The 26,343-nt window shown below is 54.6% G+C and carries 25 protein-coding genes and 4 pseudogenes; 19 read left to right on the top strand and 10 right to left on the bottom strand.

Going from position 1 to position 26,343, the window contains the following annotated elements; translation table 11 throughout:
- Positions 1-97 precede the first annotated feature (97 nt).
- The 3 genes from JMJ04_RS29175 to JMJ04_RS29165 all read right to left on the bottom strand — a co-directional run bounded on the left by JMJ04_RS29175 (position 98) and on the right by JMJ04_RS29165 (position 3,960).
- Complete coding sequence (locus tag JMJ04_RS29175) at positions 98-2,773, bottom strand: winged helix-turn-helix domain-containing protein (RefSeq protein WP_201373918.1); 2,676 nt, start codon at positions 2,771-2,773, stop codon at positions 98-100.
- Positions 2,719-3,195 (bottom strand): hypothetical protein, encoded by a 477-nt coding sequence (locus tag JMJ04_RS29170; protein WP_201373917.1) that lies wholly within the window; start codon positions 3,193-3,195, stop codon positions 2,719-2,721. The genes JMJ04_RS29175 and JMJ04_RS29170 overlap by 55 nt, the downstream gene beginning before the upstream one ends.
- Positions 3,196-3,366: 171 nt before the next feature.
- On the bottom strand, positions 3,367-3,960 hold the full coding sequence (locus JMJ04_RS29165) for a hypothetical protein (RefSeq protein WP_201373916.1): 594 nt from the start codon (positions 3,958-3,960) through the stop codon (positions 3,367-3,369).
- Positions 3,961-4,380: 420 nt separating this feature from the next.
- On the opposite strand from JMJ04_RS29165, the gene JMJ04_RS29160 reads away from it, so the two are divergent.
- Both JMJ04_RS29160 and JMJ04_RS29155 read left to right on the top strand, forming a co-directional pair.
- On the top strand, positions 4,381-4,731 hold the full coding sequence (locus tag JMJ04_RS29160) for a hypothetical protein (protein WP_201373915.1): 351 nt from the start codon (positions 4,381-4,383) through the stop codon (positions 4,729-4,731).
- A gap of 283 nt (positions 4,732-5,014) precedes the next feature.
- Complete coding sequence (locus tag JMJ04_RS29155) at positions 5,015-5,257, top strand: histidine phosphatase family protein (protein ID WP_201373914.1); 243 nt, start codon at positions 5,015-5,017, stop codon at positions 5,255-5,257.
- A 428-nt stretch (positions 5,258-5,685) separates the two neighbouring features.
- Here the strand turns inward: JMJ04_RS29155 and JMJ04_RS46955 are convergent.
- Positions 5,686-6,150 (bottom strand): annotated as a pseudogene (locus tag JMJ04_RS46955) (transposase); the annotation flags it as partial.
- A 208-nt stretch (positions 6,151-6,358) separates the two neighbouring features.
- Here JMJ04_RS46955 and JMJ04_RS29145 point away from each other — a divergent pair.
- Both JMJ04_RS29145 and JMJ04_RS29140 read left to right on the top strand, forming a co-directional pair.
- Positions 6,359-6,949, top strand: coding sequence for a GNAT family N-acetyltransferase (locus tag JMJ04_RS29145; RefSeq protein WP_201373912.1), 591 nt, complete (start codon positions 6,359-6,361; stop codon positions 6,947-6,949).
- A 42-nt stretch (positions 6,950-6,991) separates the two neighbouring features.
- Positions 6,992-7,993 (top strand): glycoside hydrolase family 18 protein, encoded by a 1,002-nt coding sequence (locus tag JMJ04_RS29140; protein ID WP_201373911.1) that lies wholly within the window; start codon positions 6,992-6,994, stop codon positions 7,991-7,993.
- Between the two features lie 27 nt (positions 7,994-8,020).
- Here JMJ04_RS29140 and JMJ04_RS29135 read toward each other — a convergent pair whose 3' ends face one another.
- Together JMJ04_RS29135 and JMJ04_RS29130 are read right to left on the bottom strand one after the other, a co-directional pair.
- Positions 8,021-10,870, bottom strand: coding sequence for a membrane dipeptidase (locus JMJ04_RS29135; RefSeq protein WP_201373910.1), 2,850 nt, complete (start codon positions 10,868-10,870; stop codon positions 8,021-8,023).
- A 159-nt stretch (positions 10,871-11,029) separates the two neighbouring features.
- Positions 11,030-11,449: a TetR/AcrR family transcriptional regulator gene (locus tag JMJ04_RS29130; protein ID WP_201373909.1), complete on the bottom strand. Its 420-nt coding sequence runs from the start codon at positions 11,447-11,449 to the stop codon at positions 11,030-11,032.
- 456 nt (positions 11,450-11,905) lie between these two features.
- Here JMJ04_RS29130 and JMJ04_RS29125 point away from each other — a divergent pair, with 456 nt between their 5' ends.
- Together JMJ04_RS29125 and JMJ04_RS29120 are read left to right on the top strand one after the other, a co-directional pair.
- Positions 11,906-12,649: an N-acyl homoserine lactonase family protein gene (locus JMJ04_RS29125; RefSeq protein WP_236038466.1), complete on the top strand. Its 744-nt coding sequence runs from the start codon at positions 11,906-11,908 to the stop codon at positions 12,647-12,649.
- A gap of 1,194 nt (positions 12,650-13,843) precedes the next feature.
- On the top strand, positions 13,844-14,032 hold the full coding sequence (locus tag JMJ04_RS29120) for a hypothetical protein (protein WP_201373908.1): 189 nt from the start codon (positions 13,844-13,846) through the stop codon (positions 14,030-14,032).
- Here the strand turns inward: JMJ04_RS29120 and JMJ04_RS29115 are convergent.
- Both JMJ04_RS29115 and JMJ04_RS29110 read right to left on the bottom strand, forming a co-directional pair.
- A complete protein-coding gene (locus tag JMJ04_RS29115) occupies positions 14,029-16,728 on the bottom strand; it encodes a helix-turn-helix domain-containing protein (RefSeq protein WP_201373907.1) in 2,700 nt (899 codons plus the stop codon). The two genes, JMJ04_RS29120 and JMJ04_RS29115, sit on opposite strands and share 4 nt — an antisense overlap.
- A 237-nt stretch (positions 16,729-16,965) precedes the next feature.
- Complete coding sequence (locus JMJ04_RS29110) at positions 16,966-17,253, bottom strand: hypothetical protein (RefSeq protein ID WP_236038465.1); 288 nt, start codon at positions 17,251-17,253, stop codon at positions 16,966-16,968.
- Positions 17,254-17,323: 70 nt separating this feature from the next.
- Between JMJ04_RS29110 and JMJ04_RS29105 the strand changes: the two genes are divergently transcribed.
- The 8 genes and pseudogenes from JMJ04_RS29105 (at position 17,324) to JMJ04_RS29075 (ending at position 22,332) form a co-directional block, all read left to right on the top strand.
- Positions 17,324-17,830 carry a DinB family protein gene (locus JMJ04_RS29105; protein WP_201373906.1) on the top strand — a complete coding sequence of 169 codons (507 nt, stop codon included), beginning with the start codon at positions 17,324-17,326 and terminating at the stop codon, positions 17,828-17,830.
- A gap of 153 nt (positions 17,831-17,983) precedes the next feature.
- A pseudogene (locus tag JMJ04_RS46950) lies at positions 17,984-18,226 on the top strand (IS6 family transposase); the annotation flags it as partial.
- On the top strand, positions 18,214-18,477 hold the full coding sequence (locus JMJ04_RS29100; protein ID WP_201373905.1) for an ABC-2 family transporter permease: 264 nt from the start codon (positions 18,214-18,216) through the stop codon (positions 18,475-18,477). The pseudogene JMJ04_RS46950 and the gene JMJ04_RS29100, both read left to right, overlap by 13 nt.
- Positions 18,478-18,522: 45 nt before the next feature.
- Positions 18,523-19,152: an ABC transporter permease gene (locus JMJ04_RS29095; protein WP_201373904.1), complete on the top strand. Its 630-nt coding sequence runs from the start codon at positions 18,523-18,525 to the stop codon at positions 19,150-19,152.
- A 76-nt stretch (positions 19,153-19,228) separates the two neighbouring features.
- Positions 19,229-19,771 (top strand): response regulator transcription factor, encoded by a 543-nt coding sequence (locus JMJ04_RS29090; protein ID WP_201373903.1) that lies wholly within the window; start codon positions 19,229-19,231, stop codon positions 19,769-19,771.
- On the top strand, positions 19,761-19,958 hold the full coding sequence (locus JMJ04_RS48955) for a winged helix-turn-helix domain-containing protein (RefSeq protein WP_420799513.1): 198 nt from the start codon (positions 19,761-19,763) through the stop codon (positions 19,956-19,958). Before JMJ04_RS29090 ends, JMJ04_RS48955 begins: the two co-directional genes overlap by 11 nt.
- Positions 19,904-21,046, top strand: coding sequence for a HAMP domain-containing sensor histidine kinase (locus JMJ04_RS29080; RefSeq protein ID WP_201373902.1), 1,143 nt, complete (start codon positions 19,904-19,906; stop codon positions 21,044-21,046). The genes JMJ04_RS48955 and JMJ04_RS29080 overlap by 55 nt, the downstream gene beginning before the upstream one ends.
- Before the next feature lie 257 nt (positions 21,047-21,303).
- The gene (locus JMJ04_RS29075; RefSeq protein ID WP_201373901.1) at positions 21,304-22,332 is read left to right on the top strand and encodes an RNA polymerase subunit sigma-70; all 1,029 of its coding nucleotides are present in this window, start codon (positions 21,304-21,306) and stop codon (positions 22,330-22,332) included.
- Between the two features lie 77 nt (positions 22,333-22,409).
- Here JMJ04_RS29075 and JMJ04_RS29070 read toward each other — a convergent pair whose 3' ends face one another.
- Both JMJ04_RS29070 and JMJ04_RS48170 read right to left on the bottom strand, forming a co-directional pair.
- Positions 22,410-22,952: a dihydrofolate reductase family protein gene (locus tag JMJ04_RS29070; protein WP_201373900.1), complete on the bottom strand. Its 543-nt coding sequence runs from the start codon at positions 22,950-22,952 to the stop codon at positions 22,410-22,412.
- A 69-nt stretch (positions 22,953-23,021) separates the two neighbouring features.
- Positions 23,022-23,150: a hypothetical protein gene (locus JMJ04_RS48170; protein WP_268887382.1), complete on the bottom strand. Its 129-nt coding sequence runs from the start codon at positions 23,148-23,150 to the stop codon at positions 23,022-23,024.
- Positions 23,151-23,606: 456 nt separating this feature from the next.
- On the opposite strand from JMJ04_RS48170, the gene JMJ04_RS29065 reads away from it, so the two are divergent.
- The 5 genes and pseudogenes from JMJ04_RS29065 (at position 23,607) to JMJ04_RS29045 (ending at position 26,327) form a co-directional block, all read left to right on the top strand.
- On the top strand, positions 23,607-24,020 hold the full coding sequence (locus tag JMJ04_RS29065) for a nucleotide triphosphate diphosphatase NUDT15 (protein WP_201373899.1): 414 nt from the start codon (positions 23,607-23,609) through the stop codon (positions 24,018-24,020).
- 149 nt (positions 24,021-24,169) lie between these two features.
- Positions 24,170-24,388, top strand: a complete 219-nt coding sequence (locus JMJ04_RS48950; protein WP_201374542.1) for a helix-turn-helix domain-containing protein — start codon at positions 24,170-24,172, stop codon at positions 24,386-24,388.
- A 66-nt stretch (positions 24,389-24,454) separates the two neighbouring features.
- A pseudogene (locus JMJ04_RS48945) lies at positions 24,455-24,623 on the top strand (transposase); the annotation flags it as partial.
- A gap of 155 nt (positions 24,624-24,778) precedes the next feature.
- Positions 24,779-25,132, top strand: a pseudogene (locus JMJ04_RS29050) (DDE-type integrase/transposase/recombinase); the annotation flags it as partial.
- A 286-nt stretch (positions 25,133-25,418) separates the two neighbouring features.
- Entirely contained in the window at positions 25,419-26,327 is a 909-nt protein-coding gene (locus JMJ04_RS29045; protein WP_201373898.1) for a PhzF family phenazine biosynthesis protein, read from the top strand.
- Positions 26,328-26,343: the final 16 nt, after the last annotated feature.

Below are 26,343 nucleotides of genomic sequence, written 5' to 3'. Positions count from 1 at the left end.
ATAACATATTGTTATGCACCTTCTGTTGAGGAATCTACCGCAAAACAGCCAGGCTGTCTTCCCTCGAAAGAGGTATTTCGTGGGGATCATGTCCTCCTCACGAGGAAGGGAGGATGTGCAACGCACGCGCACGGACCACGGCCTGGGTGCGATTGGTGGCGCCCAGTTTCGCCAGGAGATGCTTGACATGGAGTTTGACGGTGTACAGGCTGAGCACCAGGTGCTCGGCGATCTGCTGGTTGGAGAGGCCCTCGGCCACCAGTTGCAAGACGTCCCACTCCCGTGCACTCAGCGGCTCATAGAGCGTCGAGCGTGGTGCTGGTTGCGTCGCGGCATCGGGCTGGGCCTGCCAGACGGGCACGATCGCCGCCTGGATGCGCTGAAGGTAGTCAGGCGAGGCAGTGGTAAAGGAGGCAATCAACGCGAGCAGGTGCGCCATCACCTCGCCTTCATCGGCAAATAGGCGCAGATACCCTTCTGGCTCGGCTTGAGCGAGGATGGGTCCCAGGGTGGCTAGCGCCTGCCTGGACTTGCCCTGGGCGTGCAGCGCTAGCGCGCGCAGCATCTGGATCTCGATGAGCCGACCATGAGCGCCTGTCCCGACAGAGATCTCCAGCAGATGGTCCAACAGAATCTGTGCTTGAGAGAGCGCCAGGGCATTCGGGTGGCCTCGTCCACGTGCGATCAAAACCCGCGCCAACGTGACATAGCCCGCATAGCGACCCTTCCCCAGGGGGCTCGTGAGCGGATCGTCAGAATGTAACCCGCAGGTCGAGGCCCACTGCAAGGCAGGATCAAGCTGCCCGCAGCGCAGGGCAAGGCGGACCGGAAGCAAGATCAACACGTCTTTGCTCGCCTGGGGAACTGGAAACTGCGCCACGTCAAACGCTTCGCTCTCCAGGAGCTGCCTGGCCCGCTCACTGTTGCCTTGCGCCAGGGCCACACGCGCCAGGACTCCGAGCCCGAGCAGTGTCAGCCAAGGGCTGGGGCGAGCAAGATCCAGGTGTGGAACCAGTTCGAGGGATTGCTGCGCAAAGGACTCCGCTTCTTGCAAGCGATTCCACTCATACAACAGGACTCCATAGCGCTGATGCGCCATGGAGAGAGCCAGGGACGGGAGATGGTGGTGCCAGGCGAGCGTGCGGAACAAGTCCTCATAGAGCCTCCCCAGTTCGCGTAATCGCCCCAGCTCCTCGTACAGCTCATCGAGACTGGCAATGACCACGAAATTGGGGCTGGGTCCGCCAGCAGGCAAGGCTTGCCGCAAGGTCTGCTCCGAGGCCAGGAGATCCCCACTGACGTGATAGGCAGCCCCAAGGAGCACGCGCTGGCGCCAGAGGGTAAACCGACTCCAGGTTGTCTCAGGTCCCGTGAGCGAACGCGTCATCTCCGCAGCGCGGGAAAGCGCCTGCGGGATATCCCCTCGGGCCAGCGCCTGCGTTGCCTGTTGCAGCGCCAGCTCTCGTTGCAATTCTGCCTGTGCCTCGGGATCGTCCTTTTCATGCGTCTTGAGCAGCGCTGTGAGGTGCTTGATGACCCCTTCTGGGTCAGGCGGCTGCGACGTGCGTAGGGGCTGGGTCCAGATCAAGGCAAGGGAGAGATACACCGAGGCCGCGATGACCTCCTGCGGAAGCCGATCCAGCCAGCGGCTCAGGCGCACAAGCTTTCCCTGTTCCACGAAAGATGGCACCAACTCCGCCAGCAGGTGTGCTGCGTGAGGCAGGTCTGAAGCTCGATACGCATACTCACAGGCCTCCTCTGCCCACCCATGCTGTTCATACCAGCGACTGGCTCGACGACACAGTTCCGGCACCAGCGCTGGCTCCTGTTGCTGGAGCAGGGTGCGCAGCGTTTCGGCGAAGAGCGGATGGTAGCGATACCAGGTATCGGTGTCATCGAGTGCACTGACAAAGAGATTTGCCTGGAGCAGGCTTGCCAGCTTCTGCTGTCCACCACTCTCTGCGGTCACGCTCTCGCAAAGCGGCCCGGTGAGGCGCTCCAGCACGCTTGTTTGGAGCAAAAAGCGCTGCATCTCAGGAGGTTGCTGGAACAAGATTTCTTCACGCACGTAGTCCAGGAGGAAGCGAGGGGCCATGCCTATTTTCCGGAGCACTTCTGTAGCGTCGTTGTGCCCGCGCAGGGCGAGTGTGAGCAATTGAATCCCGGCAATCCAGCCCTCGGTCCGCTCTTCGAGCAGACGGATCGCCTCGGAGCCGAGCGAGAGTCCCATCGCCTGCGCAAACACCTTGACTTCCGCGGACAGAAACTCCAGCTCCTGACTGCGCAGTTCAGCGATCTGATTACACGCCCGCAAGCGTGCGAGCCTTGGCGGATCTACCCGCGTGCTGATCAGCAGGTGCAGACGCGAGGGGAGGTGGTTCAACAGAAAGAGCAAGAGGGCCTGACTTGCCTCGGTCGTGAGCGCGTGAACGTCATCCAGGATTAAGACAGTGTCGTGCTGGAGTACACGCTCAAGGTCGTTAAGGAGGCGAGTCAGCACCTGTTCGTGCTCGGGGGGATGCCAGGGGCGCTCAGTCTGAGCCGCGATGTCCAGGCGCGCATCGACGCGCGCCAGAGCCGCGGTGAGCGAGGAGAGGAAGCGCGCCGGGTCGTTCTCTGCCTCCTCGCAGGAAAGCCAGGCCACCGGCTTCATAGCCGTGGCAGCCCATTCGGCCAGCAGCGTGGTTTTGCCAGAGCCAGCAGGAGCCGAGACCAGCGTCACTGGTCCTCGCAGACCCTGCTCCAAGAGCGTGAGCAGGCGGGGGCGCGCCACATGCTGCATTGGCAGACGCGGGGAGTGATGGTGCTCTGGAGGATCACCTTCGATGTTCGTCCTCGAGGTGAGATGGGAACCGGCACAAGAGGTGGCGTATCCTCAGCCTCTCCCGCTAAGCGGCGGGCCGCCTCCCACAGTTTCGTGAACGTGAGATTGCTGGAGACGCCCAGGTAACAGCGCGCGAGTCGTCCGCGCTTGCGACGATAGGCTCGCCAGTACCACCCACCCCGCCGATTGCCAGCCCGCGCCTTGTGCGCGGTAAAGGTTCCCTCTTCACAGGTAAAGGTGAAAGTGGTGGCCATTTCCAGCCAGGCATACCAGGACGGGGTATCGAGCAGTACGACCAGGTGCTGGCCCTGCTGCTCGTATACCAAACAGCCGTTGCAAACCGTTCCAATGGGTGATGATGCCTTCTCCATGTGACAACCCTCCGCGAGAAAGGTGGGAGATGTTAGGGATGCTCTGAGCAGTTCCCTAACATCAAGTATAGCAGGGTGGGGATGAAACCTCAAGGCCCACGACGCCATCAGTCTGTTCCACCATCCTCCGCGCAGGCCACCTGGAAACTCCTTTTCACCTCCTCGGCGCGTTCACGCACCATGTGGAGACTGGGGCAGCTCGCGCTGCATCTGGCAGAACGATCGCGCGCTCACTATCGGTCTGGTCGTCCTGCGTGAGCGGGTGAACGAGGCATCGCCTCGTTTGCTCGATGAACACCTCCTCGCGTTCACTGTTCGACCCTCGTATTGCATTTGCGGCTCGCGCAGATGAAAGTGTGATTTTACCCCCCATGTAGGCCGCTTTTGTGAAGCATATCCGGCTCTTCGACTCGTTTGGTGATGAGGAACGGATGCGATAAAATGGGGTTTGACAAAGGCGGTTGGGGCATCATCTGGCACCTGTTTTCGTCCCAGGCCGCGTATGAGATCCAGGGCCTCAACCAGCGGTTGCAGGGAGGACAAGGCATGAAAGGTAAACGTTTCCAGCAAGGCCGGGGAGTATTTACGGATCTGGGAGTACGAATCATAGAGTAAATCCAGATAATCCGGATCACGCGGACGAGCAAGCGTTCCGGCCTCTTCGACAGAGGCGACAAATCGTTCCCAGGGAACAACCGCTTCCAATGCCTGATAGGGGTCAGTGGCCTGCTCTTTGGCAGCAATCAGCGCTTTGCCAACGCTCACATAGAGGCGGACCTTTTCATTGATCGCCTGACCTTGTTGCTCAAAATGGGCGCGCTGCTTCTGTTGCCCTTGTTTAACTGGAATGGTCTCGATTCAGGAGGCGTGATAACAATGGGTATTTGCTATCGGTCACACTTTCTCCTTCCAACATGTCATATGAGTGTGTACCTCTGATGAAATCTGGCGAGCGAAAGGGAACGACAGACATATGATAAAGAGCGAGAGTCAACCGAGCGACGGTGAGGAACAAAACAGAACTGTGTGGGCAGGGTATGCATCTCTAGGGTGGGTCATTGTCTTTATTGTGTTTCATGTGTATTGGGCGTTTGGGGGCAGTTTGGCTTAGGGGATGCTCCCGCCCTGCTCCCTGCCTTCCCTCACAGTGTGGGGGCATGGCTATTCACTATCATAGTATTAGGCATGTTTGTGTTGGGAATCATTGTTCCCCTGGCTATAGTTCAATCCTGGGAGCGTGTCTTACCCCGGTGGATGCTCCTTACTGCCTGCCGGATTGGTTCTATCGTGTTGGTAGTGCGGGCCGTGGCGTCGATGATAGATGATTTTTGCCGCTTTACAGGCATCCTTCCAAATGGTATTACCGGAATGACGTACGCCCAGATCACGGGCGATAGCCAGGTTTCAGCATATACGCTGTGGTCGGGCCGAGGCATCGATGTCTATTTTCTCCTCGGTGGCATCCTGTACGGCATAGCGGCATGGCATTACGGACAACAAAAACGTCGCGCGAAAAGATTCTCGCTTGATCGCTGACCGCCCCCTCGACAGTGCCTACCCATAACAGCGACCCCCAAAACCAGGGGAAGCGGGATTGGTTTTCCCGCTTCCCCTGCGCATCCGTAGAACGTGTTACTGTCGTTTGACACATAACCTGGAACTCCCCACGCGATGCGCACCAATGTGTCTACTTGTCAAGCCTTCCCATCCAGCGCCTCGCCTTGACGTTCTTATGATACTTGTGCATAGTATCCGCTGTGGATATAGCCATAACAGATATTCTTGTGCGAGTGACGAAAAAGACGGAAGGAATCAAAAAGTGACGCACCGCTACTTCATACGACATGGCGACTACACAGAATGTTTGCGAGATCGTCTGGCCAACACGGGCGAAATCAAGGCCGATGTGCTCATTGCCAGCCCGATGAAACGGGCCAAAGCCTCAGCAGAGCTTCTAGCGCCAGCACTGGGCTTGCCCATTGTCTTCGAGAAAGACCTGGAAGAGTGGGTATGCGATGATGGTACGCTCACGCCTTCGGAATTTTCCGCCCGCTGGAACTAGGTTCCTGACACGCAAAAACCGTTCTTCCGCTTCATGGCTGGGTACGACGTTCTGATGCGTGCCGCGAAATGTCTGTAGAAAGGCCGTCGCATCGGGTTGTGCACGGAGAGCGAGCGATAACAACTGCACGCCAGCAACGCAGGGAGTGTCGTCCCAATATTGGCCCCCAGCATCGCTGCTAGAGAACCGGTCAAGAAATCAAGCAGCGTCCTGAAGATCAGCTTGAAATAGCTGAGAACGAGCCAGGACATGCAAGTTGTGGACGACGGCACAGCGGCGTAGATCAAAGAGATTCTTGCGTCTGCCACGATAGCGGGCTCGTCGTCCTTACCACCGGCCAACATGGGCCAGAGTATGCTCAACCGCCACCCGTTCACAAAGCTGAGCGCGTCCTTGTGGGGTCTGCTGACGCTCTCGCAACTCGATGAGTTACTATCCAGAGCAGCGCGTAAAGCTCGTGGACCAAACGCTTGCGTTTTCGTGGCGATCTCAATGGTTCGTTCGATGAGCCGTCGATCCATCTGTCCCTCAATGAGCCGTTTCCGAAATGTCACCAAGGCTCCTTTGCTGAAAGCAGCCTCATCTGTATCGATGCAGTCGAGCACCAACTGCCAGCACCGATCCATGACGGTCGCCTCGATCACTTCATCGTCGGACACTCCCGTGTACGCTTGCAGAATGAGGGCCAGGGCCAACAACGCTGGAGCAACCAGCGGATGTCCTCGGCCTGCTGGACGATACAGGTGAGCCAATTCTTGTTGAAACGCTTCATGAAAGAGTTCATGTCGGTGTTGACGCAAAAAGACAAACAACTTGGCCTTCCGAATCCTTTTCACAATCTGCTCTTCTTGTGCTGATAATTCAACTGATGGTTGCCAAAGCGGTGGCTGCATCTTCCTGTTCCTGCCTTTCAAGTCCGTTTTGCTTGAGCTAACCATCTCTGGCCTCGTCTGTCAATCTCATCATTTCCATGCCGTGACTGGTTGGCGCCTCTCTTTCTCTTTGGCTGGCTTCTTCTTGTGCCGATTGGTTCTTTTTGTTCTGTGAGGATGTGTGTTACATTGGGCCGAGATGAAGATTTTCATGACAGGAGATAGATTCATGATGAAGATTGAGCCAGTAACACTGGAAGGACACCTTGTACGTCTGGAGCCGTTGCAGATGGAACATGCCAGTGAGTTGTACGAAGCCAGTCGAGATCCAGGCTTGTGGACCTACAAACCGGTTTCACAACCTCGTTCCCTCACCGAAATGGAGCAACTCATCGCGTCTGTTCTCCAAAGCCAGCAAACAGGGGCGTGCCTCCCTTTTGCTATTCGCAGTCTCGAACGAGGTTGTGCTATAGGGGAAACACGCTATCACAGTTTTCTGCTTCAGGATTATGGAGTGGAAATTGGCTGGACCTGGCTGACGCCTTCAGTTCAGCGCACTGGGGTCAATACCGAATGCAAGTATCTGCTCCTGTCCCACGCTTTCGAGGTCTGGGGGGCCATTCGTGTCCAATTGAGAACGCACCATCTCAATACCAATTCACAGCGGGCTATTGAGCGCTTAGGAGCGGTCAGAGAGGGCGTCTTGCGTAATCATCTCATTATGCCTGATGGCTCCTATCGCCATTCGGTCTACTACAGCATTATTCAGAGCGAGTGGCCTGCTGTCAAAGCACGACTCGAAACCATGATGCAACGCTAGAGAAACACGTTCTTCTCCCAGCCCCCAACGCATACAGAACAAGTGTCACATCCCTCTTCCCTCCCCGCGCACGTCTTTGCCCCCTATCTTGAAATCACAACGCCATATATGGCTCCCAACCTGGAGGCACTGGCCAAGCAAACACGGAGTCCGTACTTTACGCTTGGCTTTCTTATGGGCGGCGGGAACTGTCATGCTATCTGGGGAACAACAGGCATTGCTGCGACAGCAGGCTTTCTACATCAGGAGATTGAAGCGCTGCGGAGAGGACCAGCCCCGGGAGATGTGATTCTTGCCTTTGGGGGAGGAAGCGACACCGAGCTTGCGCAACACTGCAGTGATTCAGAGCTTGAGGCACAGTACCAGTCTGTTCTCGATGCCTATCATGCCACCGCCATCGATCTGGATATCGAGGGAGAGGCCCTCTTTGCTCATAACGATTCCATCGAGAAGCGCAATCACGCCCTGGCAGCCCTCCAACGCAACCCTCGTAATAAAGGCGTCGCGATCTCCTATACGCTCCCTGTCGGGCCCTACGGGCTGGATGATCCCACCTTTCCTGATAAGGAAACCTTCACCCAGGTCAAACACCTCCTTACAGATACTCGAAATCAACATCTGCACCTTGCCACCGTCAACTTCATGACCATGGACTATGGGGACTACCCACTCCACCGCGACATGGGGCAGGATGCCCTGCGTGCAGCAACGTCAGTTCACGTATTGCTGCAAACCCTCTTCTTCTCGTCAACGGATCCAGAAGCAGCACAACACGCCTGGGCAATGCTCGGCATTACCCCGATGATTGGGCGCAATGACGCGCTTACCGTGCTGGCCTTTGGGCAGGAGCACCACCTCGCCCGGCTCTCCATGTGGTCGCTCACGCGTGACAGAGCTTGCAGCAATCAGGCAGAGTTCGAACACCATAAAGAGACTCCTGATTCGCAGGCCTCCACAGTGTGCAGTGATAATGTGAGCCCGCCCTGGCAACAGCCATCACCGTATGCCTTTCTCATGTGTTTTCGGGTCTTTACCCGTCTGTGAGACTACATAGCATAGGAGGCAAACCAATTATATTTGGATTTGCTGTTTCTGCTGCTCACACTTCTCCCACATAACAATATAGTCATTGGCAGAGCGGAACAGCGGTATCAGGTCAGTATCGGTAAGGCCGACATTTTTGAGGTCCTGAAGCATATCTGGCAGCATACCGTAGTGCGCTACCCCATCAATATTAATATCGAAGTCGCGTTGACCAGCATAACTGCGCGTTAGTGGCGTGTTATTGCCCTGCATGGCCTGCCAGCGCTGCCAGATGGCCAGCACTTTGGGATAGAGATCTCGCACCTGTCGCGCATCAGAAGATGAGGGTTGTTGCCCTGTTTTCACCAGGAAGGCCGTCTTCTCCTCAAAGGGAGAATTCAGGTCGAGTGGATCGGGTAAGATATCTAACTGGCTCTTACTGGTAGCAAAAAATCCTTTAGCGAAATTGAGGGCTGGCCTGGTGGCGTCAGGGATAGTGTCATTCGTCCAGGGATTTAAGCCAGCGTTATAGAGGCCCATGGCCTGCCAGATGTCCTGATCGGTCGTGTTGTACACATCGCCCAGGAGGACACCCTCAAAGCGATAGTGGCGAGGCGAGATGATTGGCGCATTGTAGTGCACGCCGTTGCTTTGCGCAGCGACCTGTTGCGCTCGTAAGGGTTTACGGATAGTATCGGGTCCGTAGCCACTGATATTATAATCGAGGTTGTAACCGGCGTTCATGCCAAAGCGCGGGGCTGGGAAGCGTGCAAAACCGTTGACATCCGTTCCAATGGCTACCCCCTGACCACCCATGTGGGTGATGGCGTAGAGGTAGGATTGCGCCCAGGTCTTGGTTGAACCAGCACAATCGTTGTTGACCTTAGCTGTCAGCGAGGGGATGACGTCACTCACCGGGCGAATATCGTCCTGGTTGGTGATCGGGGCGATGACACCTCCCAGGTTCCGAATGCGCTGGATGGTGGCCGCTGTCTTTAACCCTTCGTGCGCGTATTTATGGCTATTATTTGTCTCTGTTCCACGTTGCCAGGACAGTTCGCGGAAGCCTGTATGTCCCAGAACTACCGGATAATTGTAGAGCTCAGCCAGGCCCAGGACTCCATCGACACTCTTTTGCGACATGTGGTCCACATCAATGATTATGCCCAGGCTCATCATGGCCTGGATCATATAGTTTCCGTGGGTGGTGAGGCCGGCTCTATTGACGTGTCCGCCAGGAATTTTGGAGTAGTCCGGTGGATTATACACCCCCAGGTCTCTCTCGATAGTTACTGCCGCCTCTGTATCCTCGCCCAGGCGAAACTGTACGCCTGTGGCTGAACCATCTTCCACCTCATAATACTTTCCACGCAGATAATGATTGTCTACATTAAAGAGCTCCATGTACATCTGCGTTCCGCCAAAGGCATTGTTTGCCACATGGATGGGGAAGAGATGACGCACACCCAGATCATGGTACACATGCTGAAGGTAGGCCAGCACATCCGCGTCCACACACGTGTTGGAATCTCCAAAGCCGCCCAGTGTGTCTACTTCGATGCCGAGCACGATGACGAGCTTGTTTTCCCCAATAATCCGACGCGCATCAGCGGGAGTGTAGGCAATCTCCATCCAATCACTATGGCGGGAGGCCAGAGCTTTGAGCGCGGCAATCTGTACCTCTACCATGGTGATGTCGTCATATGCCCTGGGCGCGTTAAATGCATTCGCCAGCGCCTCGTTATTGACGGCGTGCGCGACAATCAGGCGGAGTCCGCCCTGATAGGAACGCTTGAGCCAATCAATGTACATCTGCTGATGAATGATCGTGGTGAATTTTGGCCACCCGTCGAAGAGCGGGAAACCACCAACTCCATGCCCAATATCTATGCCGTAGCCTTTCTGCTCAGCCGCAGCCATCAATGGGCCAGTGTTAGAGACAATGCCTGTTCCATCTGCCCCATGCAGCGGTGAACACCAGGCCAGGGCCTGATCGATAGGACCATCTGGCTGACCCCAGAAAATGGCGCTCCCAAAGGCCAGGTTTGCGGCTGGATGGGTATGGATATCCGCCCACCCCCACAGGGGCGTGTTCACTGCTCCCCCATTGACTGCCACCTGGGGAGCCTCAGCGAGAAAATGGATATCAGAGATGTTGATATGACCCAGGGTAGAGTTATCAATGATGCGCACACGTATTGGTTCACCAGCGAGCCAGCCCACATTCAGCACTTCCTGGCGCATGATCTCTGTTCCATGACCGGTGGCCTGATAAATACGGTAGAATTTGCCCTGACCAGGTACGGTCACCAACGGATATGAGCTAGTTTGCGTTGCGAAGGTCCCCACATTGGTTGCCGTTACCCTGACGAGCAGTTCGAGACGATGGGTCTTCAGGTCTGTATGACCACTTATTTGGAAACTGAACCATGGGTAGTTCGCATCAATAGCGAACTCATGCGATGTGAGGCTGCCAGTATGCTCATTCTCGGTGCTCAGCCAGTAGTTGCTGAGATTCCCCACAGGATAGGGACCATCCCAATAATCCCCTCCTAGAGGGACCAGGCCAGGCTTCACCTGGCTGGTGCTAAACTTATCACCGAAAATAGGTTGCTGGGCAAAGGCTCGTCCTTCTGCTTTCCAGAAAGAAAGGTCTCGTGACACAATAGATACGTGTGTATGCGATCCCAGGGGACGAGCGAGCACAGCGTTCCAGGGCGCGGTAACCAGGCCTAGCAAGCCTGCTCCTACGCCTGCCAGAAAAGTACGGCGCGAGAACCATTGTTGAAAAGAGGAACGAGCATTTGAAGGGTCTCGGGGGTCTTCCAGGCATTGCAAGCAAGCAAGCTCGCCAGGAGAGATGTGCTTTCCACAGGTTGCGCATCTTTCTTCTTGCATTGTTCTGCTCCTTCGCAAAGAGCTGTACTACTGTGTACCGCATTACAGAAAACACGCAGCAAAATATATCGATATTCTTCGATGCACTCGAAGTGAAGAGCAAGCGTACTTATAGCACCTTTATCTCCTCAGCCGCATATGCTGTTTTTGCCGTCCTGGTCAGCGCAAACTGAAAAGAGAGGCGTAAAAGAAAGCAGTGCAGAGCAGTGAATCGTAGCTCAGGGAGCTGGGTTTCGGCAAATAAAACACGGACGAGATCGGCCTGGGATAGCATAGCCCAGACGGCTCTGGGAAGCCCAACGGCGAGTTGCTCAGGGCCAGGGGAAGATGAGCAATGGTGATATCGATAGCCTGACCGATAGAAGTGGAAAAAGCTTCAACCACTGCCCTCAGTAGTGCTTCTTTGGTAGGCAAATAGAAATAACAGTTGCTTATCGAGATATCAGCTTCTCGCACAATCTGTTGCATCGTCGTGGCTTTATAACCCTGACGCACAAAAAGATCACGTGTAGCAGTAATCAGAACTTGCCGCATTTGTTGACGCCGCTGCTCACTGCGCTCGGTGCTGCGATAAGACATTTCTCGTTCCAACTACTATAGAATACTCTACTATATCTCATACAGGAAGTATAGTAGAGTATTCTATGGTAGTCAAGAGGAATACGTTTCTTAATGTGGTCTATTTAAACACATCTCAAACATAGAATGCCATTGCAATACTTTTTGCTCGTTAGATGTGGAGATTGAAACAAAACTAGTGGTAATAAGCACGACGAGTGAGCAGGTTTTCGGGGGACGGATGAGCAATCAGTGCGACGAGTGGGCACCAGGACAGATGTGCCTGGGAAAACCGCTTCCTATCTGATATACTTCTTCTAGACGGTGTAAATTGTGTCCTTTGTCGCGCGGCTGATTGAGCCGCCCGTTCTGCTCGCTTCCCCCGCTCCTGTTGGAGGCTGGCTCATGGTGCTAGTCCCTGGTCTCGGGCATCGATCTGTTCTCGCATTGCGGATCGCTCCTTCGCCAAAGATGAGTATGCAAAATAGGAATACGAAGAAAGGTCTAAACACGACAATGGCTGGTTCAACGCTAGAGCGTTTGTATTTCATATTAGTGGTACCTGATCCTGATTGGCCGGTTGGCTGCTATCTTGTGCAGACAAAAGATGGAAAGAATGTGCTCGTCGATAGTGGCTTGCCTTTCAGTCATGAGGAATCTGATGGTCAGCCTCCTATTTGGGGGAGGAATGTGGTTGAGCAACTTGCCGAGATAGGTCTAGAGCCTGAAGACATTGATACAGTTGTCTGTACCCATTATGATCGAGACCATATAGGCTATCATAGCGAGTTCACCAATGCAGAGTTTGTGGTGCAGCGAAAACACCATGAGGCGGCTCTTCATGGGCTAGAGCGTTTCGCCCGTAGTCGGATTCATTGGGATCTTCCTGGGAGAAAATACCGTCTGATTGATGGAGATGTTGAATTGTTTCCAGGATTGCATATAGTTGATACGAGCGGTCACGTGCCGGGTCATCAGTCAGTCCTGATCCATTTACCACAGACAGGTGCAGTGTTGTTAGCAATCGATGCTGTCACGAGAAAAGAGTTCTGGCGTGTAGATCGGGAGACAGGGCCAATGGATATGGATAGGGATGGGACCATCGCGAGCACACGAAAGCTGATATACCTGGCAGAACGGGAGAAGGTGACATTGGTCGTTTGTGGACATGATAGCGATGGGTGGAAGGCATTGAAAAAGTTGCCAGAGTATTACGGCTAGAGAAGTGGGTGATCCTTCGGTCTCGCCCTATAGCGCTTTTTTCATGAGTGTTGGCTGTCTCCATGATGGTTCTCCTCCAGATTTGAAACGTCATGCTCTCTTGGCGCACCACTGCCAATGAGGTTTTGAGGTGACCTGAGAATATGCTGTGAGGAAACTCTTGAACCCTGCTTTGTCCAGTAGCGAAAGGAGACATGACGTGCCAGAGGGAGTTGGGTATCTCGATGCCTTGGCACGTCGAGAGAAAAGATCTATGTACAACTTTCCCCACTGATATCCTGGATAGGGAGCGGCTTCTCATATGGTGAATGGTTGTACTGCTCAAGATTCCGCCTGTCATTCTTCACGCCAGGTGCTCAAGAGTCACCCGAAAACCTGCCCACTCCTCGCACTTACTAACAGCTAGCCTTGCGTTCCTGGTAAATTGGGTGAATCTTCGGACAGACGAGCAACTATCCCCTCCCGAAGCGGACTGAGCTTAACAGTAGATGGAAGATTGTACTGCATCTTTCTCTTGAAAATCCCACGAGTTGCGCAACGAGGTGCTGATCTGACAAGGTGACTTCAGTAGTACTGCTGCGGTTCATATGCCCTCAAGTACTGCTGGATCGCGAGAATTTGCTGAACAACACTCAGGGGAGGACGTACAACAAGGATGACTCCATATCGCTGATCGGCTGCTCGATCTGATACGAGGCTTTTCAACAGCAGATCCGGATGAGCGCCTGAAGTTCTCAGCGCCTGCTCGCCCAGGGTACGAGCGTGTCTGATTCTGGTTTCAAAAACAGATCGATCGTGAGGAAGAGTGTGGTCCATCGAGATCAACTTCTTTCATGAGAACACCGCTTGAGAGAGGAGAAGAGACTTCTTTTCGATTTTTTAGCAAGAAAACTCCGTCCAGAAAACCGGCGTTGGAAGCCGCGAGCGCTTCACAGGTCAGTATCTCGTAGAAGAGAGAGCCAGGTAAGCTTGTCAATGAGAAATGGCAGGTGTTTTCTTTTTCAGGTATTGTTGAGAGTAGTATACACGTCTTCATTCACTTGAACAAGGCATGATTTCCTTCACCCGGAGCCTGGATGCGTCTGGCTCCCCGCTTGTCAAACCGAGAAAGGCGGCGAAGGCTGATGGGATGCCAAACACCTGAATGGTGATCTGGGAAGCTCCCGGAATCCGCGCATTGCGAGCGAAGCGCTCTTGCCAACTGAGTCGGGAATGCGCTCGCTGCGCCCGGGAGAGAGGCGCAGACTTAACAGCGAGGCCAGGAGAAGTGGGAGCTTTGACCTCGACCGTGACGTGTTGCTGACGCACCAACTGGATGCAGGCTCTCCGGTGGACCCGACGACTCCAGTCGTGCCAGAGGAGTGGTGCATTCCCAACGGTTAATTTGCAGATAGGTCCTGGTCCAAGGTCTCTTCTCCACAATGTTGAGAAAACACGCCTTTTTTCCGCTGCTCTTGATCCTGTACGAGCTGAATATAGAGCGCTTGCGTGGCCATCGTTTTCGGATGGCCTTCTCCTAGAGACTGCGAGCGAATCTCCAAGGCCCGTTCAACAAGGGAAAACGCCTCGTACAGTTCGCCCTGCTTCTGAAAAAAGATACCTAGATCATGCAATGTTTCTGCTGTCTCAGGATGGGTTGGTCCCAGAACCTGCTCTTGAATATGCAATGCTTGTCGATAGAGTGGTTCTGCTTCCACATACTTCCCCTGATGACAGTAGAGGTTCGCCAACCCAGTGAGTACCTGAGGCATCAAGCCATGCTCCGCTCCTTGGCTCTGTTCGCTGATACGTAACGCTCGCCGATAGAGCGACTCCGCCTCCGCATATTTGCTCTGGTACCGATAAAGTTCAGCCAGATTATGAAGGGCTTGGGCCGCCAAGAGATGCTCATGACCCAAAGCCTGCTCCCAGATATGTAACGCTCTCTGAAAGAGTGGTTCCGCTTCCACATACTTGCCCTGATCTCGGTAGAGCAGTGCCAGGTCGTGCAACGTTTGTGCTGTCTCAGGATGATGCAACCCAAGATGTTGCTCTCGGAGAGAGAGCGCTCGCTGAAAGAGTGGTCCCGACTCCACAGACTTGCCCTGATATCGGTAGAGTTCAGCCAGATTGTGAAGGGCTTGAGCCACTACAGGATGCTCGGGTCCTAGGGACTGCTCCCAAATATGTAATGCTCGCAGAAAGAGCGGCCCCGCCTCTGTATACTTGCCTTGAGACGCATAGAGCGTCGCCAGATTGTTGAGCGGAAGAGCAAGCTGCAGATGATCAGGATCCAGGACTTGCTCGTATACATGTAATGAGCGCAGACAGAGAGGTTCTGCCTCCACATATTTGCCCTGATCTCGGTAGAGATTGGCCAGATTAGTGAGCACTCCAGCCACCTGCAAATGCTCACTTCCCGGAACTTGCTCTAAAATAGACAACGCTCGCTGATAGAGTGGTTCTGCTTCCCCGTATTTGCCCTCTCGCCAATAGAGGACCGCTAGATTATTTAGCGAGGTAACTACCTGGGGATGGGCTGGCCCCAGAACCTGCTCCCGAATATGGAACGCTCGCTGGTAGAGTGGCTCTGCTTCTCCATATTGTCCACGCTCACGTAAATACTGTGCTACCTTGGACGCTAAGGAAGCCAGGGCAAGGGAGCGTTCAGCGGCTTCCACTCGGTGCAAACAGAGGAGCGCATGCGGCAACAGCCGCTCACATTGTTTCCAGATGGAGTACTCCGTTATTGCTGATATTTCAGGGAATATAACGTCAAGAGCGTGAAGAACTCGCAGGTTCCACTCTTCTCGCTCTGCCTCTGTCAGAGAATCCAGGAGAATCGCCTGCACGAGCCGATGGATCGAAAATGCCTGTGCTTCTGCCTGACGCGAGAGCAGGGAATAAGAACACGCAGCCGCAACCACCTGATTCCAGTCCAGCGCTTCGCGACTCACAGCTTTCAGTGTTTCTCCGAGATACTCAGCCTCCTGGCGAAAGAGCTCTTCGGGAATAGCATCCGGCTGCAGCAGCGCACAGACGCGTAAAAGATCCAATACTGCCGGGTGACGTTCAGCTGTCGCCATGATAGCCAGGGTGAATGTGGTGGAAACGGATGCAGGGTGATCCTGCACCCCCTCTCCTCGCCGCTGGAGCAGAAGAGTTCGTCGGGTAGAAAAGAGTTCCAGGTAAGCAGGCAGTCCACACTGCGTTTCTTCCAGGTAGGCTCCTGCTTGATCAAGCGCCAGAGGCAATCCTCCCATGACTGTGAACAGTTCCGTCGCCGCCTCATACTGGGAAGGCGATCGCGCAGCTAGTTGGCGTATCTGTTCGCTGGTGGCTTCCGCCTCCAGCACTTTGGCACGACGTAACAGCAACAGCATCCCTTCCTCGTGTTCCATGGGCGAGAGATGAATGCTTCGTCCACGTGTTCCCAGAGTCTGCAAGCGTGTCGTCAGGAGGGTCGCCCCGTGTCGTACAGCTGGAAGAACGTGATCTAACACGTTCAGGTCTTCTACATTATCACAGATGAGTAGCCATTGATCATGCAGCGTCAGCCAGTTTCGGACTGCCATGATAACACGTTGCCGATCCTTGTCGTCCTGTTCTGGCAATTGGAGCACCTCGGCAAAGTGCCGTACATCGAAGGCAATGCTCTCGGCGGTCTCCGCCCTGACCCAGAAGATCGCGCGATACTCCCGAGCAGACCGATAGGCATACTCTAGCGCGATCTGCGTCTTGCCGACGCCCCCCAGTCCATGAAGCGCGTATACCTGGGTGTACGCAGCCTCCTGATTGATGGAGAGAGAGGTGTGGAGTACCGCGAGGATGTCATCTCGACCAGTGAAGAAGGGGTTGCGTGGATAGGGAACACACCACAGAGGAGTGAGAGGGGCCTGGGTCTCCTGATCTCCAAACAACTCTTCAAGACGTAGTCCGAAAAAGCGACTGAGTTGGAGCCGGACAGAGGCTTGGGGAAGCGCCTGTCCTTGCTCCCAACGGCGGATACTCCTGGCAGAGAGGGCAAGCGCCTCAGCTAAAGCCTCTTGCGACAAATGACGGCGCAATCGTTCCTGACGCAAACGATTCCCAAAACGCATGGAGATAATTCATCCCTCCTGAATTGCTTGCAGGTAGCGATCTATATACAGCAACACAAATACAGTATAAACGAAGAGAATCGGCATGTAAAGCGCTTGGGGCAAAGTGGGCTGAGAATGTCCGGTAGCTATCCTGGTAGGAGATTTCCTTTCATTGTACACTTCTAAGAATTCGTAATTTGATAAGCGCAAGTATACAATGTTTTTCTTGATCCTAATAAGGATCAGGTAGTGACTCTATTTAGGAGTGGTGTAGAGAGAAGTGGTCAAGAACGCAATCCAGGACCAGGGATGGTCGGTGAGTCTCAAGGCCATGGCAGGAGTGCGTGGCTGATAGCGTCGCAACTCCGCAGGCATTGGGAGACGTAATGCGCGATGAGGGTGTATCCAGTTGTGTTCAAAAAGCTGCAGGTGGACCAGGGCATCCCAGGTAGCGTCCCGTTTGGCAAAGGCATGGGTCTTGCGGGTGAGGGTATTGAGCCGATCGCGGAGCATGCCGTTGACCCGGTTTTTTATCAGAACCACGGAAAGCGGGCAGTTTATGCCCGCTTTCCGTGGTAATCTAAGAGAAAAGAAGCAAAAAGGAGCCCATTCTATGGCTGAAGACAACTTTACGCTCACGACATACTACACTATCTGGAAAGAGTATCAGGAGCACATCAAAGGGGCGATTGCTCCGCTCACGGCTGAACAGCTTGCGCTGCGTGCCACGCCTCACCTGCGCTCCGTTGGCGAGAACGCCATGCACATCATCGGTGCCCGTATCGGCTGGTTCATCATAACCCTGGGAGAAGAGTTTGGCGAGGAGATGAGTGCGTACCTGAAGCGAAACGAGGTTGCGCTGCGACAGGGGACACCCATCCTAACCGCAGCCGAACTGGCTCAGGGTCTCGACCACACCTGGCAACTCATGGCGAATTGCCTGGCTCGCTGGAGTCCCGCCGACATGCAACAAACCTTCCCCGATGAGTTGGACGGCAAACAGATCTACCTGTCGCGCGCCTGGGTCGTCGGGCATGTGATGGAGCATGATATGCATCACGGCGGCGAACTCTCGCTCACGCTCGGCATGCACGGGGTTCCAGCTGATTTCCCTGGCTAGAGCCTCTGCATGGAGAGGTGCGTGAATGCCACTTTGCTCTAGAGTAAGGGGTGTGAGCGGGGAAATCAGCTGGATGCCCGATTTCCCCGCTCTCGCTCCAGGCGAGGTATTGTCAACTTGCTAACAAACGAAAATTTCTGACATACTGATGGGATGAAACCATCATCTGTTTCCCCTTACAAAGGGTTCCGCTTCCCACCTGAGATTATTGGTCACTGCGTGTGGCTGTATTTTCGCTTCTCGCTCAGTTTCCGTGATCTCGAAGAGATCATGGCTGAACGTGGAATCAGCATGACCTATGAAACAATTCGCCAGTGGTGCCTCAAATTCGGTCAGCAGTCTGCCAATATACTCAAGTATCGCTCTGGTAAGCTGGGAAACAAGTGGCATCTCGATTGGGAGTGCGGCCCAATGGTATTCCGCTGCAAGCACATGATCCGCTCTGGCAGATGCCAGTCCTGCCGATAGTAGGCATCGCGCTGGTTGGCTATGTGCTCTTCGCCATCGTGGGCGCGTTCTGGTTCGTGCGCAAGGAGGTGAACTACGTGCATTGGCTTCCGAATGGCTCAAGCAGCGGCACACGCCTGCCCTGTGGCTCACGCTGCTCTTCCCGCTTGTCTGTATGTTGGGCATGGGCTGGTATCTGACAGTCTCGTACCGCCTGGACTGGAACAACATGCTTCAGTTTACCTTTGGCGCATGGCTCTCTCTGGCCCGCCGGGGGTGTAGCCCTTCAGGCCGCACTCGCCGCCAATCTAGATATGCAAGAGAACAACTGGCAAGCGTTGCTGGTCCGTCCAGTCGCGCCCGCGATGCTGCTGGGAGCTAAGTTTCTCGTCCAGGCGGCGCACCTGCTCATCCATACGCTGATCCTGAGCGTCGTGCTGGTCCTAGCAGGCGTCTTGTTGCATGTTCAGGGCGCGGTGCCGTGGAACGTGATCCTGCTGCTTGGTCTGGGGACTGCACTCTTTACCTTGCCATTGCAAGTCCTCTACATGTGGGCTGCGACCGCGAAGGGAATGGGAATGGCGATTGGCCTGGGGGCTGTTGGTCTGCTGCTCGGTCCTTTGCTGGGTGCTACCTCCATGGGAGAGAGTGTCTGGGTCTACATCCCCTGGGCCTGGCCGTTGCGCCTGTACATGCTGCTGACAGCAATATGGAGCGAGTTTCATGGGGATTTCACCACGCCCTCTGTTCAGCCCGGTCTGCATCTGATATATGCGGTGTTCGTTGCAACGCTCTTCCTGTTGCTGGCGATCGTGCTCGCAAGCCTCCTCTGGTTCGAGCGACGCGAGCAAGGAAATGTGATACACTCTGCGTAATAGGCTCACATGACACTATGGAACGCCGGATATATGCGCGCCCGCATGTCTGGCTTTTCCAATGAACGGGAAGGCTATGACTACAATACTGCTGGTCGAAGATGAAAAGAGTATCCTTCAGTTTGTGCGAGATGCGTTGGAGGATGCCAGCTATACGGTATTGAGCGCGGAAGATGGCCTGAACGCGCTCAAGCTCGCGAGGGAGAAGCAGATTGACCTGGTCCTGCTTGACATCGGACTCCCAGGGCTGGATGGCTTTAGCGTCTGTCGTGTGCTGCGCGAGGATCTCCACATCCCTATCCTGATCATCAGTGCGAGGCAGAGCGACGCTGATAAGGTGCAGGGCTTTGGTGTGGGTGCGGATGACTACATTATGAAGCCGTTTAGCATCCGTGAGTTGCTCGCGCGAGTGCAGGCGCATCTCAGGCGAGAGCAGCGCTACAGGCAGCCGAAGAGGCGGATGGCGCTGCTCAAGAGCGGAGGGCTGAGCATTGACATGGAGCGGCACGAGGTCTCCTCTGGGACCACCTCTCTTGCCTTGAGTCGCAAGGAGTTCGAGGTACTTCTGCCTCCTGGCTCGCCATGCGGGGCAGGTCTTCGCGCGCGATGTGATCTTTGATCGAGTCTGGCAGGACGACACGGAGAGTTACCTGGAGACCGTAACCGAGCATATCAAGCGCATCCGGAGTAAATTGGCAAGAGTCGATGTACTCCGTGTGTACATCAAGACGATTTGGGGAGTGGGCTATAAATGGGAACCGAGCGTCACACAGATATCAAGAAGCTCTTCTTCTTCTACGTACTAAGCGCGCTGGGCATCATCCTCTTGCTCTCGGTCTATGTCGAGGTGCTTCTGGTCCTACAGCTTGTCCGCGTGGCGTACGACTATAGAGAGGATTTAGCGTGGTATGTCAGTCTTCTGCGGAGTATGCTTTTCCTGGCTCCTATCCTGATCTCGCTTGTTACTCTCCTGGTGACGACCGTCTTGTTTGGGCGACGGCTGGCAAGCTGGTATGGTCCGCCGTTGCGCGAACTCAAGGCTGCTGTAAAGAAGATCAAGCGGCAAGACCTCAACTTCGCCATCTCCTACAACAGACCCGACGAGCTTGGCGACCTCTGCCGGGCTTTCAACGAGCTTAGCAATCAGCTACAGTCCTCGTTGCTACAGGAGTGGACTAGGGAGGAGGAGGCGCGCGAGATGGTTGCTACCCTCTCGCATGATCTGCGTACGCCCGTGACCATTCTTCAGGGACACATTGAGAGCCTGGCGAGCGCGCGACCAGAGAAGCGTGCGCAACGCTTGGAACGTTATCTGCCCGCGCTGGAAGAGGGCGTACAGCAACTTAATCAGCTTCTCAGCTTGATGCTGACCGCCGTCTCCCTTGAACAGAGCGGCTTCACCCTTCAGCCGCGTCCGATTGACCCGGAGGACGAATTGGCACGCAAGGCCGAGAGCTATACCTTGCGCTGCGCCGAATATGGTATCACCTTCCATTACCATGTGGACAAGCTGCCAGGGCTAGAAGGTAGGGCTGGACTGGATATGCAGCGCATTGGGCAAGTGCTGGACAACCTCTTCGAGAATGCGTTGCGCTTCACGCCCGCGGGGGGAATGATCTCGCTCGCTTGGGCCTGGAATAGAAGTGTGCTCGGCTTCTGTCTGGGCGATAGCGGGCCGGGCATTAATGTGCAGGACCTGCCGCATATCTTCGACAAGTACTATCATCGCTCAGCCGGAGAGGTAGAGCGAGAGGGCACGCCCAAGAAGTCAACGGGTTTGGGTCTCTACATCTGTAAGGAACTGGTGGCGCGACATGGTGGGAGCATCGCTGCGCGCAACCTCCCCGAAGGCGGGTGCGAGCTTTCCTTCTGGGTTGTGCCTTTCAACGCGTAAGGCGAGAGTGACACTCTGCGGGATATTGTCAACTTGGATTTTTTACCTGATGAGCTTTCCCCTCTGAACCCTCATTTCAGACCTTTGAGGGAACACCTCGTTGCGTAACCTGTGGGAAGAACCAGAAAGTGCGTGAAAATGGTCGCACTTTTGGCCCATTTCAGGTATACTTGCTCTCTCCAGCATCGATGCTCCAATCGCCAGTCGGGCATCCTGAACGAGATAACGCGGATCTCCCGAGAGGAAGAGGTATTGTCATGGAGACACCAACCCAAATCGCTCTGGTGCTCGCCGCTCAAACGGGTGATCAGAAGGCGTTCGAGACCCTGGTGGGCGTATATCGGCGTGAACTGCTCGTACATTGTTATCGGATGCTCGGCTCGCTCTCCGACGCCGAAGATCTGGTGCAAGAGACCCTGCTGCGAGCATGGGAGAAACGTGCGACGCTCACCAGCCCGGAATCCTACCGTGCCTGGTTGTACCGCATCGCCACCAATCTCTGCCTCAATCGGCTCGCGCGCGCTCCTCGACGGCTCTTGCCATCAGAAACCCATCCACCGAGCGATCCCAGCAGTCCTGCACCACCACGGCTGCGGGAGCCGATCTGGCTGGAGCCGTTTCCCGATGATCTGCTCGCAGATCCCGGGGCTGATCCCGAAGATCGTGCGGAGAGGAGCGAACGAATCACCCTGGCCTTTCTGATGGCGCTGCAGCACTTAACGCCAGTGCAACGGGCTATTTTGCTCTTGCGTGAGGTGCTGGAGTGGGAGGCCTCCGAAGTCGCCGAATGGCTCAACCTCTCGGTTCCCGCTGTCAATTCCGCCTTGCAGCGTGCTCGACGTGCTTTGCGCCAGCGCAACGTCGGAAGCGAGGCGGAGATGATTCTGCCTCGCCCCCAGTTACAAGAGCTTCTTGACCGCTATGTGACCCTCTGGGAGCAAGCAGACATCCCCGGTCTCGTGGCGCTGCTGCGAGAGGATGCTTGGTTCACCATGCCGCCGCTTCCCGCATGGGTCCAGGGAAGAGCGGCTATCGCCACACTGTTCCAGACGAGTCTGTTTCCTCCCTGCCGACAATGGCATCTGCTTCCAACGCGCGCCAATGGCTGTCCAGCGTTCGGCCTCTATCGGCGGGAGGCTGGGGCAGACGACTCTCAGCTTTTTGGCATGGTGGTTCTGGATGTGGAGGGCACCCAGATTGTCAGCATGGTCGCGTTCCTAGAGTTGTCCAGCCTCTCATTCTTTGCCCTGCCGCCCACCCTGCCACACGTACTCAAAGGTGAATGAGTGCGGCTCGAACATCCCTCGTTCACTACAATACTGACGTTCCACTCCTGATGGAGATGCGCAAAGCCGAAAAACCATCAGGAGTGTGGTTCATAGGTAAGCTTGACAATGCCTTTCGAGAAGCTCTTTGTCGTAACAAGCTTCAATGTGGCGGTTTCGCCCTGCCGGAAGAGCTGCTTCCCCTGCCCGAGAACAAACGGAAAGATCGAGAGACCGAGGGCGTCGAGCAAGTGGTGCTTGAGCAACGTCTCTGCGAGAAGACCATGCCCATAGATGAGAAGATTACGTCCTTCTTGCTGCTTGAGTTTGGTTACTTCAGCGACCACATCACCTCGAACGATGGTTGAGTTGTTCCAGTCGGCTTTTTCCAACGTCGACGAGAAGACATACTTTGGCATGGCATTGATCCTGTCAGCCCACGGGTCGGTGCGTCTCGGCCAAATCTTGGCAAAGCCCTCGTACGTCGTGCGGCCCATCAACAACGCGCCGCAAGAGAGCGCTTGGTCCAATCCGTCCTGCATATACGCCTCGTCGTCGCGGTATTCAGAAAATCTTGAGATGGCTGCTCCGGCGTAGACGCCGTCTAACGAGACGAGAGTATATTCGATAATGTTGCGCATAAGATAGTGTCCTTTCCTCTTCAAATTCAATATGCGAGAGGGGTCAATCCCCTTTCACCTCTAGGACACTCAATTAATCCCAAACTCATCGCGAATGATCAGCAAATTTGGGAAGAGGGCGGTAGCCGCATCGATGAGCGCAAAAAGGTGAGAGGAGAAGAGGATTTTCCGCAGATTGGTATTGATGGCAGAGGGCACCAATCACGCATCTCTCTTTTCAGTTTTGCGCCACTTTATGCTTACATGGACTCGTACTGCTCCAGAAGCCGCTTTCGGGAGAGGCGCGCCATTTTATGAGAGAAACATTGGTCGTTTTATCGAATCTCACTAGCGATGAATACATGAGGTAAAATGCCATGCCAGTTTATACGAGAGACCAATTTGTTGAAAGCGCTTCCCGGGCCAATATGGACAAGTTATCTGGGAGAAATGCGCCATGAATTAGAATAACCTCGTCTCAAAACATAGTACAGAAAAACTGAAGGAGTTTTCTTTGTTACATGCCGTTTTGAGGCGAGCAATTGCGTCACAGTGGCGATAATATGGTCTGCACTTGTTTTTAGCACAAGAATTAAGTATTCTTAGCTCGTAGGGCCTGTACAGGCGATTGACGAGGGCAAACATATTAAAAAACAGATGGTGGAGGAAAAGCTTATGGCAGAACGACCCTCAGTAGGTATTGGCGTGATTATCAGAAAGGGTGATCATGTCCTTCTCATGAAGCGCCAAAACTCTCATGGAGATGGAACCTGGTCCATGCCTGGAGGCCATTTAGAGTACGGTGAATCACCAGAGGAGTGCGCCATTCGTGAAGCTGAAGAAGAGGTTGGGGTGCTGATTACCAACCTTACCTTTCGCACGATCACCAACGATATCTTTGAGGAGGAAGGAAAGCATTACGTGACCATTTGGATGGAGGGAACGTATGCTTCTGGAGAAGCACGGGTCAAATCTGCTCGTGAGATGTCAGAAGTCGGATGGTTCTCCTGGAGTGACTTACCAACCCCACGGTTTCTCCCGCTAGAGCATTTGCTCTCCCAAGGATATATTCTCGGCAAAGAAGACTGAGAACGTATTGTTTTTTTCAAAGACCACAAGATTAGTTTTTTCCGTCAGGGCAAAGGAGCCGACTGAGTGGCGACGGTCAATACCAAGCGTTGCGCATTCTGGATGTTAACTCAAGTAGCATAAGAGTGTTTGAGAAGCTTGCTCAGCATATGCCATATTCTGAGAGAGCGAAGAGATCAAAAAGTGGCGCTTTTCTTGCCTCTTTTGCAGTCCCCGATGGGCATGACCATTGGACGCTGCGCTTGTTGGCAGGCAAAGCCGTCGAACTGGAATTTGTCGAATCCATCTCGCCAGAAACCATTCGCCAGCTCCTGAAAAAAACGAACTCAAACCCTGGCAACACGGTGCGCCGCTTTGGCGGTGGTTGATGAGCGCACCAGACGGTGCTGGAACTGATGGAATCCACACGCTGAGTATATCCGCCTCGTGCAGGTAATCTCAATACCCATACTCCAGCGGCTCTCTACGAAGCCTTTGAGCCTGCAGAGGCCAGGCGCATTTTGCAGCGGGTTGAGTTTCATTCCACACCCAAACATGGCAGTTGGCTCAACATGGCAGAAATTGAGATCAGTATCTTTGCTCGTGGTTGCCTCTCACGTCGTGTGCGAAGTCTGACAGAGTTGCGCCAGCGCATGGCGGCATTGGAGGCAGAGCGCAATGCTCTGCGTTGTACCATTTCCTGGCAATTTACTTGCAACCATGCTCGGGTAAAGCTTCAAGATCTCTATCCTGTTATCAATAACAATCTGGACTAACTAGTAGTGGATTCGCACCTAAGTGAGAAACGGAACATGGGGACCGCTCAGCGGTTTTTCAAGCAGGCTCTCGCCGTTGTTGGCCATACGCCGGAACGAGTGATAACGCATGGCCATACCTCCTATCCACGAGCGGGGTGTGAAACCTTGGGCAAACACGTGCAGCATCGGACGAACACATACCTCAACAATCGCTTGGAGCAAGATCATCGGGGAATCAAGCAACGGTATTCTCCCATGCATGGTTTCGGAAACGTTGACGCCGCTGCCCGTGTCTGCTGGGCCTTTGATGAATGACGAAACGACCTTCATCCTCACAAGACCATGAGAAAACCAGCCTCACCCTCAGAACAGTGACAGGCTTTCCTCGATCGTCTTCTGGCCTCAAAGCTATCAATACACGTACGCTTCTAGCGAGAGGCAACGATATCTCAGCGTTTGGATTATCTCTGATGAACTTCCGTGTGCTCAGTTCTGACTCTACCGATCGTCAGTACTTACAGAAATGGGAGGAAGTGGCAATGACAATTGGCTCTGCTCACACCAGACCTGATTCTTGATTTCTGGCGATGCAGCAAAAGTCTGAATGGTATGAGCGGCCTCACATGAATTGAACGCTCACAGAGAGAAAGAAGGAAACACGATGAGTACCTATCATTATTACCTGGTTGATGTCTTTGCCGATCGCGCCTTTGGCGGCAATCCGCTGGCGGTCTTTACCGATGCGCGCGGCCTTTCTTCCGAAACGATGCAGGCGGTAGCGAAAGAATTGAATCTGTCGGAGACAGCCTTTGTACTGCCTCCGCAAAAGCCGGAGAACGACTTTCAGCTGCGCATCTTTACGCCTGCGGTCGAGTTGCCCATGGCTGGTCATCCAACGGTGGGCACTGCTTTCATGCTGGCGCGCAAGGGGCTGGTACAGATCAACGCACCCACGACAAACCTGATTTTTGAAGAGGGCGTCGGCGAGATCGCCATGACACTTCACATGCTGGCAAACCAGAGCCTGGCGATTCAGATGCACCAGCCATTGCCCAGCTTTGGCGAACGCTTCGCGGACCGTGCGGCAATCGCCGAATTGCTCTCCCTGAGCCTGGAGGATATTGATGCGGCGCTGCCGCTGGAGGTCGTTTCGTGCGGCGTGCCATTCCTCTTTGTGCCGATCACAAGCCTGGCCGCGATGCGCGCCATCCAGTTTCGCCGCGATGTGTGGGAGCGCGTGCTACGGGACTTCGCGACGCCTCATGTTTTTGCCTTTACCCAGGAAGTAGAGACGCCAGGCGCGACAATCCACAGCCGCATGTTCGCCCCGGCAATGGGCATTGCGGAAGATCCAGCCACAGGTGCCGCGAGCGGTCCTCTGGGCTGCTATCTGGTGCGCCATAAGCTGGTGGAAAGCGCTGCCTCGGTCGAGATCGTTAGTGAACAGGGCCTGGAAATGGGCCGCCCCAGTTTCCTCCAGATCACCATTGACTCGACTGGCGACGAGATCACCGGCGTCTCCATCGGCGGGCAGTGCCATTTTATGGGCGAAGGAGCGCTCGAATTCTAAGAAAGAAGCGAGCACC

The organism is Ktedonobacter robiniae (genome assembly GCF_016587375.1).
GTDB lineage: Bacteria > Chloroflexota > Ktedonobacteria > Ktedonobacterales > Ktedonobacteraceae > Ktedonobacter > Ktedonobacter robiniae.
Note: the sequence above shows the minus strand (reverse complement) of the source record. Positions and strands in the feature narration are given on the sequence as shown.